Here is a 15,004-nt window from a genome sequence, read left to right as displayed (position 1 = left end):
TTCAGGGCTGTGTGCTCAGCCGGCTGTCGAGTTCGGCGCCGATCAGGCGCAGGTGCTCGGGCCGGGTCATGTCGTCGTGCGCGCAAGCGATCCGGTGCACGCGGACCTCGCCGGTGGCGTGCCCGGCCCATACCTCGGGCCGGGCCGCACCGGGTTCTGCGGTCGCGTGGAACAGGTCGATGTCCCCGTCGAAGCGTCCGGGGCGGTGCGCCCCGGCGAGCCGGGCGTTGTTGGCCACCACGTCGGCCAGTTCGCAGGGCAGGCCGGCGACCGTGTCCGGGCCCAGCAGGCGGTGCAGCGCGGCCACCGGGTCGACGCGGGCCTCCAGTTCGCCGTCGGCGACCGGGAAGGCGTCGAGCAGGGCCAGCAGTCCGACAGGCGCCCCCTCCTCCCGCAGCCGCACGGCCAGCTCGTGCGCCACCAGACCGCCGTAGGACCAGCCGAGCAGGTGGTACGGGCCGGTGGGCCGTACGGAGCGGATCCGGGCGAGGTGTTCGGCGGCGACCTCGGCGAGCGAGCCGGGCAACGGGCGGCCGGGAGCCGGGAGCCGGGACTGCAGGCCGTAGATCGGCCGCTCGGGGTCCAGGTGCCGCAGCAGGCCGGTGTAGCACCAGGCGAGGCCGGCGATCGGCGCCACGCAGAACAGCGGCGCCAGGCTCCCCTTGGTGCGGATCGGCAGCAGCACACCCAGCCCACGTTCGCCGCCGCCGTCCAGCCGCGCGGCGAGACCGCTCACCGTCGGTTGCTCGAACAGCAGGCCGAGGCCCAGTTCGACGTCCAGCTCGGCCCGGATCCGGCCGGCCAGCGCAGCGGCCAGCAGGGAATGGCCGCCGAGGTCGAAGAAGTTGTCGTCGACGCCGACACGCGGCACGCCGAGCACCTCGGCGAAGAGCTGGCACAGCAGTTCCTCGCGGTGGCTGCGGGCGGCGAGGCCCGCGCGAGCGGCCGACGGCGCGGGCAGCGCCCGGCGGTCGAGCTTACCGTTCGGCGTCCGCGGCAGGGCCGCGAGCGCCACGATCGCGTTCGGCAGCATGTACGGCGGCAGCACACGGCCCGCGTGCGCGCGCAGCGCCGCCGGCTCGACGTCCCGGCCGGCCTCCGGTACGACGTAGGCCACCAGCCGCCGGTCGCCGGGCCGGTCCTCGCGCGCGACGACCGCCGCACGGGCCACCTCCGGATGGGAGACCAGGGCCGCTTCGACCTCGCCCGGCTCGATCCGGAACCCGCGGAGCTTGATCTGCTGGTCGGCACGGCCTCGATACTCCAGCTGCCCCGCGGACGTCCAGCGTGCCAGGTCGCCGGTGCGGTACATGCGCTCGCCGGGCGGTCCCCACGGGCAGGCCGTGAACCGTTCCGCGGTCAGCGCGGGCCGGCGGAGATAGCCGCCCGCGAGGCCGGCGCCGGCGAGGTACAGCTCCCCGGTCACCCCGGGCGGGACCGGCTGCAGCCGGTCGTCGAGCACGTAGGCCCGGGTATTGGCCAGCGGGGTGCCGATCGGCTGCCCGTCCACCGGGCCGGAGAGGCGGGCGGCGGTGGACCACACAGTGGTCTCGGTCGGACCGTACAGGTTGGTGAACTCCCCGCCGGGTCCGGACAGCCGGCCGGCCAGGCCGGGGGGAAGCGCATCGGCGCCGGTGAACTTCCGCAGCCCGGGCAGCAGTTCCGGGACGGCTTCGGCCAGGGACTGCCACAGCGAGGGGGTGGCGTGCACGACGGTCACGGAGGTCTGCGCGCACCGCCGGGCCAGCGCCATCGGGTCGCGGACCGTCTCCGGGCCGGCCAGCACCACGGCGGCGCCGCTCAGCAGCGGACCGTAGAGCTCCGGCACCGACATGTCGAAGGCCGCGGTGGTCACCGACAGCATTCGGTCGTCGGGGGTCAGCCGCAGGACGCCGCGCAGGGCGGCCAGCAGGTTGGCGAGGGCACCCCGGCCGATGACCACGCCCTTGGGCGGGCCGGTGGTCGCCGAGGTGTAGATGACGTACGCGGGGTCGGAGGGGGACGCCGGCCGGACAGGCCGGTCCGCGTCGCCGGGGGCGGTGTCCGGACAGCCGGCCGCGGCCAGGTCGCCGTCGTCCGGTACCGCCTCCAGCACGAGATCGGGTGCGGCCTCGGCGACGACGTGACGCAGGCGGTCGGCCGGGTGGTCGGGGTCCAGCGGCAGGTACGCCGCGCCGGCCTTGAGCACCGCGAGTACGGCGACCAGGAACTCCTCGGTCCGCGGCAGCGGCAGCGCGACCAGCGCGCCCGGGCCGGCGCCCCGTCCGATCAGGTGGTGCGCGAGCCGGTTGGCCCGCCGGTCGAGGCCGGAGTAGCTGAGCGTGCGGGTCGCGCCGATGACGGCATCGGCCTCCGGGGTGCTCAGGACCTGCCGCTCGAACGCGGTCACGACGTCCGGGGCCGCCGGAGCCGCGGTGGCGTTCCACTCGTGGAGCAGGCGACGACGCTCGGCCGCGGTGAGCAGCCGCGGATAGCTGATCGGCTGGTCGATGTCGGCGGTCATGGCGTGCAGCAGCACCGCGAACCACTGGTGGCACGCCCGCGCGGTGCCACGGTCGTACAGGTCGCCGCGGTAGCCGAGGTGGCAGTCCAGGCCCTGGGGTGCGCCGTCGGTTCCGCGCCGTTCGGTGACCTCGAAGAACAGGTCGAACGGGGCACCGGCCGGTTCGACCGGCAGTTCCTCGAAGCCGCCGTCCGCCGCCGTGGCCGTCTGCAGCGAGAGCACCACCTGGAACAGCGGATGCCGGGCCGTGGTCCTGGCCGGGTTGAGCGCCTCGACCAGGGACTCGAACGGCAAGTCCGCGTGCGCGTAGGCGGCCAGATCGGTCTTGCGCACGCGTTCCAGCAGGCTGCGAAACGTCGGATCGCCGCCGGTGTCGGCCCTCAGCACCAGGAAGTTGACGAAGCAGCCGACGAGCCGGTCCAGCAACGCGTCGCCACGGCCGGACAGCGGTGTGCCGATCGGGATGTCGGTGCCCGCGCCCAGCCGGGTCAGCAGTGCGCTCAACGCCGTCTGGAGCACCATGAACAGGGTGGTCCCGGTGCGCCTGGCGACACCCAGCAGGCGCTCGTGCAGGTCGGCGTCCACACCGAGGGTGACGGTTCCGCCGTGGTCGCCGGTGGCGACGGAGCGCGGCCGGTCGGTCGGGAGCGGGGTGCAGTCGGGCAGGTCGGCGAGTGTGCGGCGCCAGTGCTCCAACTGGCGGGAGTGCCGGCTGCCGGGCCGGTCCGGTGCGCCGAGCAGGTCGCGTTGCCACAGGGTGACGTCGGGGTACTGGACCGGCAGCGGCTGCCAGGCGGGGGCGTGGCCCGCCCGGCGGGACGTGTACGCGGTGTGCAGGTCGTCGGCGAGGACACCCAGCGACCAGCCGTCACCGGCGATGTGGTGCAGGACGAGCAGCACGACGGATTCACCAGGGCCGGCGGTGAACAGGTGGGCGCGCAGCGGGGTTTCGGTGGCGAGGTCGAAGCTGCGGCGCAGCGCGGCGGCCAGCGCCGCGGGCAGGTCCTCCGGGGCGCACGCGACGGTGCTCAGCGGTGCCCGGCCGTCGGCGGACACCTGCTGGTAGGGGACGCCGTCGGGCCCGGTGGGGAAGACGGTGCGCAGGCTTTCGTGCCGGGCCACGACGTCGTCCAGGGCGTGTTGCAGCGCCGTGGCGTCCGCGTCGCCGGGCAGCCGCAGCGCGAGCGGCATGGTGTTGTTGACGGCGCCGTCGGCGAGCTCGTTGAGGAACCAGAACCGGCGTTGCCCGTACGAGAGCGGCAGCCGGGTCGGGCGGGCGGCCGGCGCCGGCCGCGGGCGCACCGGACCGCCTTCGCGGTGGGCGAGTTCCGCCGCCAGGGCGGCCGGGGTGGGGTGCTCGAACAGCGTCCGGATGTCCACGTCCGTCCCGAGGGCGTCGCGCACACGGCCGGTCAGCCGGGTGGCGAGCAGGGAGTGGCCGCCGAGGTCGAAGAAGTCGTCGTCGGCGCCGACCACAGGCGCGTCCAGCACGTCGGCGAACAGCTCGCACAGCACCTGTTCGGCCGGGGTACGGGCCGCCCGGCCGCCGGCCGCGGCGGGCGGTGGCACGGGCAGCGCCTTGCGGTCGAGTTTGCCGTTGGGGGTGACGGGCAGCCCGTCCAGCGCCACCACCGCGGCCGGCACGAGGGCGCGCGGCAGCACGCGTGCCAGGCTTCGCCGCGTGGCGGCCCCGTCCAGCAGGGCGCCGGGCGCCGGTACGGCGTAGGCCACCAGGCGGGTGTCACCGGGCCGGTCCTCGCGGACGACGACGGCCGCCCGCGCCACCGCGGGGAGGGCGGTGACGGCGGCCTCGATCTCGGCGAGTTCGACACGCACCCCGCGGATCTTCACCTGCTGGTCGGCGCGTCCCAGGAACTCCAGTTGGCCGTCCGACCGCCGGCGGGCCAGGTCGCCGGTGCGGTACATCCGCTCGCCGGGCGCCCCGAACGGGCAGGCCACGAACCGCTCCGCCGTGCGGTCGGGCCGGCCCAGATAGCCGCGGGCCAGCCCGGCGCCGGTGACGTACAGTTCACCGGCGGCGCCGTCGGCCACGGGCTGCAGGGTGGCGTCGAGCACGTGGGCCCCGACGCGCGGCACCGGGCGGCCGATGGGGGCGACTGCGGCTCCCGCGACCGTGCCGCAGTCGGCGAGGGTGACCGTGTCGGCCGCCTCGGTCGGCCCGTAGGTGTTGATCATCCGGCGTCCGGCGGACCAGCGTCGCGCGAGCTCCCCTGGGCACGCCTCGCCGCCGACCACGAGCGTGCCGACGCTGGCGAGCGCGCCGTCCGGCAGGGTGCCGAGGACCGCGGGCGTCAACTGGACGTGGCTGACCTTGCTCTGCTGGATCCAGCGGGCGAGGGCTTCACCGGCGAGCACGGTTCCGGGCGGGGGCAGCACCAGGGTGGCTCCGGAGAGCAGGGCGGTGCACAGCTCGGACATGGCCGCGTCGAAGCTCCAGGACGCGAGCTGCGACACCCGGCAGTCGCCGTCCACGCCGAACCGGTCGATCTGTACGGCGGCCATGTTGGCCACCCCGGCGTGGGTGACGGCGACCGCCTTGGGGGTGCCGGTCGAGCCCGAGGTGAACAGCACGTATGCGGGGTGGTCCGGCCGCAGCGGAGCGAGGCGCTCGGTGTCGGTGAGGTCGGTGGCCGCCGGGGCGGCGGTACCGGGTTCGGCAAGTACTTCGTCGAGCAGCAGCGACGCGACCCCCGAAGGCACCGCTCCTGCCGTTGCGGCGGTGGCGACCGCCAGGCACGGCCGTGCGTCGGCGAACATGAACGCCACCCGCTGCGCCGGATGGTCCAGGTCGACGGGGAGGAACGCGGCGCCGGTCTTCGCCACCGCCAGGACCGCGACGACCGCGTCCACGGAGCGCGACACCGCTACGGCAACCGTCTGCTCGGGCCCGGCTCCGCGGGCGACCAGCAGGCGGGCCAGGCGGTTGGCACGGGCGTTGAGTTCGGCATAGCTGTAGTGGCGGTCGCCGTCGGCGACGGCGGTGCGCTCGGCGCGGGCGGCGGCCCGGGCCTCGAACAGGTCCGGCAGGAGGCCGTCCGCCGGCAGCGGGGGCGTGCCGGCCCACGGCCGGGCCGCACCCGCGGCGAGCCGGCGGGACCGCTCGGCATCGGCAGGTGCCCACAACCGCCCCACGAGGGCGTCCGGTTCTGCCACCACGGTGCGCAGCAGCTCCACCACGTGGTCCAGGACCGCGTCCGCTGCGGACTGCTCGAAGGTGTCCGGCCGGTGGCGCAGTATGATCCGCAGCCGCTCGTGCGGCACCACGGTCAGGTCCAGGGTGTAGTGCGTGGCGTCGTAGCCACCCGCCCCGGTGATCTGGACGGTGTCCGTCGGCGCGGCGTCGTCCTCCGCGTCGACCGGGAAGTTCTCCACGACGACGGCGGTGTCGAACAGCGCGTCGTGCCCGGTCCTGCGCTGGATCTCGCTGAGCGGCACGTGGTGGTGGGCGAGCAGCTCCGCCTGGCCGGCGGCGATCTCCTGGAACAGCCCGGCGACGGTGTCGCGCGGGCGCAGCCGTATCCTCACCGGCACGGTGTTGATGAACAGCCCGAGCATCTCGGCGGATCCGTCGAGCTCGCCCGGCCGGCCCGACACGGTCGCCCCGAACACCACGTCGTCACGGCCGGTCAGCCGGGCCAGCACCGTCGCCCATACGCCGAGCACCACGGTGTGCAGGGTCAGCCCGTGCTCGCGGAGCGCCGCCGTGAGGGCGGCGGTGGCGGCCGGGTCCAGTTCGGCGGTCAGCTCGCTCGGGCGGACCGGCAGGTGCCGCGTGCCGCGGTCGTCGGCCACCAGGGTGGGGCCGTCCAGATCCGCCAGCGCCCGGGCCCAGGCCGCGGCGGAGGTTTTCGTGTCCTGGCCGTCGAGCCAGGCGAGGAAGTCGCGGTACGGGCGTACCGGCGGCAGTGCGCCCGTGTCGCCCCCGTCGGCGGTCAACCTGAGGAGTTCCCGCACGAACAGCGGCGTGGACCAGCCGTCGATCAGCGTGTGATGGTGCGTCACCAGCAGCCGGTGCCGGTCCGGTGCGAGCCGGACGAGGGCCATCCGCATCAGGGGTGCCCGGGTGAGGTCGAACCGCTGGTCGCGGTCGGCGGCCTCCAGCCGCTCCAGCGCCTCCCCGCGCCGCGTCTCGTCCAGGGCGCTCAGATCGGTCTCTCGCCACGCGAAGTCGTCGTGGTCCGTGATCACCTGCACCGGGCGGCGCAGCCCCTGCCAGCGGAAGGAGGCCCGCAGGTTCGGGTGCCGGCGCAGCATCAGCCGGCCGGCCCGCCGGACGGCGGCGGCGTCCACCGGTCCGGCCAGGTCGACGTAGAGCTGCATCGTGTACAGGTCGGGGCCGTCGTCGTAGCCGCTGTGGAAGAGCAGGCCCTCCTGCAGCGGTGTGAGCGGCAGGATGTCCCGGACGTCCGGCTGCTCACGCGTCACGAGATCGACCTCGTCCTGGTCGAGCCGGGCGAGCGGGAAGTCCGACGGGGTGCGGCCGCCGCCGTGCGCGCGCACGTGCGCGACGAGGGCGTGCAGCGCCCGATGCCAGCCGTCGGCGAGTTCGGCGGCGGTCGCGTCGTCGAGCGCGCCGGGGGCCCACGACCAGGTCGCAGCGAGGGCGGGCCCTGAAGGGCCGCCGACCACCATGGCGTTGAGTTCCATCACGTGTGGCATCGCCATGTCCGGGTCGAGCCCGCCGGCCAACTCCGCCGAGTCCACCGTCGGGCTCCACGCACCGGTACCGGACGGTCCGTCGAACCGGCCCAGGTAGTTGAAGAGGATCTCGGCAGCGGCACGGTCCTGGAGGGCGGTGGCCGTGTCATGGTCGAGGTAGCGCAGCATGCCGTAGCCGAGACCGCCGTCGGGCGCCGAGCGCAGTTGCTCCTTGACCCGTTTGACGGCGCGGCCGGTCGCGGGCCCGCCGTCGAACAGCTCGGCCGGGTCCTGCTCGCCGAGCCGCAGCCGCACCGGGTACATGCTGGTGAACCAGCCGACGGTGCGGGTGAGATCGACGCCTTCGGCGATCTCCTCGCGGCCGTGGCCCTCGACATCGACGAGCAGGGTGCCGTCGTCCGGTTGCCCGCGGTCCCGGCGGTGCTCGGCTACGGCCATGGCCAGTGCGGTCAGCAGCAGGTCCTGGACGGTGCCACCGAAAGCGGCCGGGACCGTCGTCAGCAGTTCGGCCGTCAGTTGCGCCGGGACGAGGCAGGTGCGCAACCGGGCCCGGCCGTAGGTGTCCCGGGCCGGTTCCAGGGGCCGGCGGGCGAGGGCCGGGGCCGCGGTCGGTGCCGTGACGTCGAGCCAGTAGGGCAGTTCGGCCCGGCGCCGCGGTCCGCCGGCCTGCTCGCGCAGGAGCTTCGCCCACCGGCGCAGCGAGGTGCCCACGGCGGGCAGCCGTACCGGTTCCCCGGCTGCCGCCGCGCCGACGGCCGCCACGAGGTCGGGAACCAGAACCCGCCAGGAGTATCCGTCGACGGCGAGGTGATGGACGGACAGCAGCAGATGGCCGGACTCTCGCGGACCCGCGTCGAACCACACCGCGCGCAGCACCCTGCCGGCGGCCAGGTCGAATCCGCCCCCGTCGCCCTTGCGTTCCGTGTCGATGACGGCGCCCAGAGCCTCCCGGTCCAGCCCTCGCACGTCGACGCGCCGCCAGCAGCCGGCCGCGGACACCGCGCCGCGCGGGGCGATCTCCAGCGTCCACTGCCGCGGCAGCAGCCGGAGCCTCAGTGCGTCGTGCCAGTCGAGCAGCGCGCCGATCGCCGTCAGCAACTGCTCCTGGGTGGTCCCGGCGGGGGTGCCGAGCACGGTCGACTGGCTGAAGCCGTCCAGCGGCGCCGCGCGTTCACGCAGCCAGGCGGCGATGGGCCACACCTCCAGCAGGCCGACCGGCATGTCCGTGTCGGCCTCGGTCCGCAGAGCCGAGGCGACCGCTGCCAGTGCTGCCGCCGTCCGGTGCTCGAAGATCTGCCGGGCGGTCAGCCGCAGTCCCGCCGCCCGTGCCCGGGCCACCAGTTGGATCGAGGTGATGCTGTCGCCGCCGATCCCGAAGAAGTCGTCGTCCGGGCCGACGGAGTCCACGCGCAGGGTGTCCGCGACGGCGGCGCAGAGCACCCGTTCGCGTTCGGTGCCCGGCTCCCGGCGCGCGGAGCGGCGCGGCGCCCCCGGGTCCGGCAGCGCGTGCCGGTCGACCTTGCCGTGGCGGTTGAGCGGCAGCGCGGCCAGCGGGACCACGGTCGCGGGCACCAGGTTGCGGGGCAGCACTCCGGCGAGCCAGTCGATGACTTCGGTGGGTGCCAGCAGCTTTCGACCGGTGGCCGGTGCGGCGTACGCCACCAGCCGTGGCGGTTCGCCCAGCGCGAGCACGGCGGCCTGGCCGACGCCGGGGCAGTCAGCCAGCGCGGCCTCGACCTCCGCGGGTTCGATCCGGACACCGTTGACCTGCACCTGCCGGTCGACCCGGCCGAGGAACTCCAGCTCGCCCCCGGCGGTCCAGCGCGCCAGGTCGCCCGTGCGGTACATACGAGCGCCCGGCGGTCCGAACGGACAGGCCACGAAGCGCTGCGCGGTATCCGCCGGCCTGCCGAGGTAGCCCCGTGTCACGCCGGGGCCGGCCGCGTACAACTCGCCGGGGGTACCGGGCGGGACGGGCCGCAGCGCGGAGTCGAGGACGTGGACCGCCGCGTTCGCCACCGGGGTGCCGATCGGCACCCGGGTGCCGGGGCCGTCCGGACGGCAGTCGGCGAGCGTCACCGTGTCGCTCGCCTCGGTGGGCCCGTACGCGTTGATCATCAGCCGGCCGGGCGACCAACGGGCCACGAGCTCCGGCGGGCAGGACTCGCCTCCGACGACCAGGGTGCGTACCCCGGTCAGGGAGCCCTCCGGCACCGTGGCCAGAACGGCGGGCGTGAGCTGTACGTGCGTCACCCCGGCCGTGTCGATCCAGCGCGCCAGTGCCTCGCCGACCAGGGGCTCCCCGGTGGGAGGCAGGACGAGGGCCGCTCCGGCGGCCATGGCCGTGAGCCATTCCGACATCGCGGCGTCGAAGGTCCAGGGGGCGAGCTGCGCCATTCGGCTGTCGGCGTCGAGGCCGAAGCGGCCCAGCTGGGCACGGACCATCGTGTGCGCGCCGCGCCGCGTGACCGCCACCGGCTTGGGGGTTCCGGTGGACCCCGAGGTGTGGAGCACATAGGCGAGGTGGTCGGGATGCGGCGGGGCCGGGAGCGTCACGTCACTCCGACGCTCGGGATCCGGCGGACCCAGGACCGCCACGTCATCCCGGCGGTCGGAATCCGGCGGACCCAGGACCGCCACGTCATCCCGGCGGTCGGAAAGGGAGGAAGCCGGGTGCGTCACGTCGCCCTGGTGACCGGGAGCGTCCAGGTCCAGGACCGGCAGGCTCGGCGGCAGTGCCTTCCCGTGACCCGCCGCGGTGACGGCGAGCACCGCCTTCGCGCCGGACACCAGGCGGGCCTGCCGGAGCGGCGGCAGGCCGGGGTCGGTCCACAGGAAGGCGGCGCCTGCCTTGGCCACCGCCAGCGCGGCCACGATCAGCCCCGCGGAGCGGGGCAGGGCGAGGGCGACAACGGTGTCCGGCCCGGCTCCGCGTGCGACGAGGAGCCGGGCGAGTCGGTCGGCCCGCCGGGCGAGTTCCGCGTAGCCGAGCACGGTGTCGCCGTCGGTGACCGCCGTGCGGTCGCCCGCCGACGCGGCCCAGCGGGCCACCAGTTCGGTGGGTCCTTCGACCGGGCCGTCGGGCAGGGTCGGACCGGCTGCCCTGGCCAGCAGCGCCGTATGTTCGGCCGCGCCGGCCAGGGCCAGTCGGCCGACGGGCCCGTTCGGGGCGCCGGTCACTGCGGCGAGGACGCTGCGGAGCCGGGCGGCGATCGACTCGGCTTCGGCGGCGGAAAACAGGTCGGGCCAGTGTTCCAGGCGCAGCAGCAGCCGCGTGCCGGGCACCACGGTCAGGCTGAGGGCGTAGTGGGTGGCGTCGTCGACGCTCGCCCCGGTCAGCCGAAGGACGTCCGTGGCGCCGGAGGGCGCGGCGGCCCCCGCGGGGAGGAGCTGTCCGGCGTCGGGATAGTTCTCGACCGTCGTCATCGTGTCGAACAGTTCGCCTCCGGCGTCACGCTGGATGTCGGCGAGGGCCGTGTGGTGATGGGCCAGCAGCTCGGACTGCTCGTCCTGGACGCGCCTGAGCAGGCCGGTCAGCGTTTCCCTGGGCCGTACCCGGACCCGAACCGGCACGGTGTTGGTGAACAGGCCGATCATGCGCTCGGCACCGGGGATCTCCGGCGGACGTCCCGCCACCGAGCCGCCGAAGACGACGTCGTCCCGGCCGGTGAGCTGGCCGAGCACCACCGCCCAGGCCGTTTGCGCCAGGGTGTTGAGGGTGACGCCGGTGGCGCGCAGGGCGGCCGAGAGCGCGCCGGTCTCCTCCGCGGTGAGCGGCACGTCCACCCGCTCGGGCGTGACGGGGTGCCGGGTCGTGGCCCCGCCCGGTGCCACGGCGCACGGGCGAGCTCCGTCCAGGGCCCGGCGCCAGGCCGCTCGCGACCGTTCCGGGTCCTGCGCGGCCAGCCAGGCGAGGTAGTCGCGGAAGGCGGGCGGTGGTGGAAGTTCCGGACCCCCCGCATAGCCGGTGAGCAGTTCGTCGAGGAACATCGGCATGGACCAGCCGTCCATCAGGATGTGATGGCTGGTCAGGACGAGTCGGTGTCGGTCGTCGGCCAGGCGCAGCAGGCACATCCGGATCAGCGGAGGCGCGGACAGGTCGAACCGGCGTGCCTTGTCCGCGGCCAGGAAGGAACGTATCTGCTCATCCTGCCGTCCGGCGTCGAGCGAGCGCAGGTCCCGCTCCTGCCACGGTATGGGGCCGGGCACGGGAATCACCTGCACCGGTTCGGCACCGTCGCTCCAGAACCCCGCGCGCAGGTTGGGGTGCCGGCGCAGCAGTGCGGATCCGGCGGCGCGCAGCCGGCCGGTGTCCGGTCGGCCGGAGATGTCGAGGACCAGTTGCACGGTGTAGACGTCGGGCGCCTGCTCGTCGTACTGAGCGTGGAAGAGCAATCCCTGCTGCAGCGGTGAGAGCGGCAGTACCTCGTGGTGGCCGGGGTAACGGGCGGCCAGCCGGTCCCGGTCGGCGGCGTCCGGGCGTACGAGCGCGGCCGGTTCGCCGCCGGCCGGGGCTCCGTCGGCCACCGCGGCCGCGACCTGCGCCAGGGCCTCGGGCGTGCGGTGCCGGAACACCTCACGTGCGGTGATCCGCAGTCCGGCGGCGCGCGCCGCGGCCACCAGGGTGATCGCCGAGATGCTGTCGCCGCCGAGCTGGAAGAAGTCGTCGTCCGCACCGGCCTCGTCCAGGCGCAGCGCATGCGCCACGGCCGCGCAGAGCACCCGCTCCCGTTCCGTCGCGGGCCGTCGGCCGGGCCGGGGCCCGGCCGGAGCAGGGGCGGGTAGTGCGGCACGGTCGAGTTTGCCGTTGGGGAGCAGCGGCAACGCCTCCAGCACGGTGATCTGCGCCGGGACCATGTGCCGGGGCAGCACCGCGAGCAGTTCCGCGCGCAACGCCTCGGGGTCCAGCGCGGCCCCCGGTTCGGCCACGACGTGGCCGATCAGCCGCGGCGGGTCGTCCTTCGCCACCACGGCGACGGCCTGCCGGACACCGTCGCATTCGGTCAGCGCCGTCTCGATCTCACCCGGTTCGATCCGGTAGCCCCGGATTTTGACCTGCCGGTCGGTCCGGCCCAGGAACTCGAGGTCGCCGTCGTGGTTGCGCCGCACCAGGTCTCCGGTGCGGTACATGCGGGTGCCCGGCGCCCCGAAGGGGTCGGCCACGAACCGCTCGGCGGTCAGGCCGAACCGGCCGGTGTAGCCGCGGGCGACATGCGGGCCGGCGACGTACAGCTCTCCCGGCACCCCGGGCGGGACCGGGCGCAGCCGGTCGTCCAGCACGTGACAGGCGGTGTTCGGCAGTGGTCGGCCGATCGGAGCGATCGCGGTCGGGGGCTGCCGCCTGCCCGGCCATGTGGTGGCGACGACCGTGGACTCCGTCGGGCCGTACCCGTTGACGAACGACACGTCAGCGCCCAGCCGCGCGACCAGTTCGGCCGGGCACGCCTCACCACCGACGAAGATCACCCGGAGCGCGGGCGGCGCACCAGCCGGAAGGGTGGCCGCGACCGGGGTCGGTGCAAGGAGGTGCGTCACCGCGTGGCGGCGCAGCCAGTCCGCCAGTTCGGCACCTAGGAGGGACGGTTCGTGCGGGGTGACGACAAGGGCGGCACCGGCCAGCAGCGTCGCCACCAGTTCCAGTACCGAGATGTCGAAGGACCAGGCCGACCGGTTCGCCACGCGGTCGTCGGGCCCGATGCCGAGCAGGTCGATGTGCGCGTGGGCGAGGTTGCTCAGCCCGGAGTGCGGGACCGCCACGCCCTTCGGCCGTCCGGTCGACCCGGAGGTGTACAGCACGTAGGCGAGGCCGGCCGGCCGCAGCGGGGCCGTCCGGTCGGCGTCGGTGAGGTCGGTGTCGTCGGCCCCGGCCAGCTCGGCGAGCACGGCCGGGTCGTCCAGCGCCAGCGCCGCGGCCGCGGCCAGGTCCTCGTCCGCCGTCGCGGTGAGGGTGAGGACCAGCGCTGGCGCCGAGTCGCTCAGCAGGAATTCCCGGCGCAGCCTCGGAAGACCGGGATCCACCGGTACGTAGGCGGCGCCGGCCTTGAACACGGCGAGCACCGCGACGACCATCTGCGCGGACCTCGGCAGGACCAGGGCGATCCGCCGCTCTGGCCCCGCACCGCGCCGGACGAGCAGCCGGGCGAGCCGGTTGGCGCGGCTGTTCAGCTCGGCGTAGCTCAGGCAGACGTCGGCGTCGATCAGCGCCGGGGCACCGGGCCTTGCCACGGCCCGTGCCTGGAACAGCTCAGGGACCAGCCCGGTCGGCAGCTCCCGCTCCGGGCCCCGGTCCTCCGCCGAGGCCGCTCGCTCCTCCGCCGGGCCGGTCAGCGGCAGATCCTCCAGCCGGGTCCGCGGTGAGGCGGCGGCCAGAAACCTGACGTAGCGCTCCGCGAGGGCCTTGGCCGTACGGCTGTCGAACAGATCGGTGCGGAAGCTCAGCCGCCCCTCCCGCGGGCCCAGCTCCAGAACGAGTTCGTCCTTGGCGGTGCCGGTGTCGACCAGTTCGTTGCCGGAGTCGGGCAGGTAGTTGAACGCGATCTGGTAAAGCGGGGAGACACTGGGGTCGCGTCCGGGCGACAACTCCTCGACCAGCTTCTGGAACGGCAGCTGGGAGTGCTCCAGCGCGTCGGCCACCGCATCGCGGGTGCGGGCCACCAGCTCGCCGAAGGTCGGGTTCCCGGAAGCGTCGGTGCGCAGCACGACCGTGTTGACGAACATGCCGATCAGCGAACCCACCTCGGGCAGGACGCGTCCGGACACGGGGACGCCGACCACCACGTCCTCGCTGCCCGAGGTGCGCGACAGCAGGGCCGTGAAGGCCGCGAGCAGCACGGTGAACGGCGTGGTGCCGGCGTTCCGTGCGAGCGCGGCCACCGCGTCGGCGACCTCCTCGGGCACGGTGAACCGGACGGTGTCGCCGGTGTTGCTCCGGACCGGGGGGCGCCGCCGGTCCAGCGGCAGGGCGTGCACGGGCGGCAGCCCGGCCAGCCGCTGTCGCCAGTAGGCGAGGTCCGGCTCGAACTCGCCGTTGTCGTACCGGGAGCGCTGCCAGGAGGAGTAGTCCGCGTATTGCACGGGCAGCGGCGGGAGTTCGGCGGCGCGGCCCTCCGCGGCTGCCCGGCACAGCTCGATGACCTCATGGTCCAGCAGGGCCACCGAGGCGGCGTCGAACGCGCTGTGGTGAACCACCACCAGCAGCAGGCGGTCCGCTGCGGAGAGGCGGACCAACCGGGCGCGGAACAACGGGGCCCGGGTCAGGTCGAAGGGCTCCCGGGCCAGTTCGGCGAGTAGTTCCTCGGCCCGGGCGGCGGCGGCCGCCCCCTCCAGGGACCGCAGGTCCACTTCCTCCACGGCCGGCTCGACGTGCTCGTGGACGGTCTGCACGAGCGAGCCGTCCGACGCCTGTGCCAGGGATGTGCGCAGGGCCTCGTGGCGTCGCACAAGGGCGCGCAGTGCCGCCGCCACGTCCACGGCGTCGAGCACGACGCCGGACAACGGCACGACGGTGGGGATGTTGAACGCCGGGGAGTCCGGGTCCAGCCGGCTCGCGAACCACACCCGCTCCTGGTCGAAGGAGGCCGGAGTACTCCAACCCGTCATGGCCGCCAACCCCCGGTCCCCGCTCGCCTCGCCGGCGCAGACCGAATTTCCTCGGCCGTACGCCGGCCTGCCCGTTCCCGACCCCACGTGCGGAGGCACATGGTTCCACCTCCGCAAGCGCCCCCACAAGATCTTGCCCCCCACGGAAAGCCGCCCGGTGCGCAACGGGGTTGACTGGGGGTCACTTCAGTAGCGCGCAAGATCATGGCAGTTGGCCCGGCG

General features: G+C 74.7%; 1 protein-coding gene. It reads right to left on the bottom strand.

Annotated elements, in window-relative coordinates:
* Window position 1: 1 nt before the first annotated feature.
* A complete protein-coding gene (locus tag ACZ7LV_RS04250; RefSeq protein WP_471935503.1) occupies window positions 2–14,782 on the bottom strand; it encodes a non-ribosomal peptide synthetase in 14,781 nt (4,926 codons plus the stop codon).
* Window positions 14,783–15,004: the final 222 nt, after the last annotated feature.

The organism is Streptomyces sp. NPDC107562 (assembly GCF_055657325.1).
This window is presented reverse-complemented; position numbering and strand designations above follow the sequence as displayed.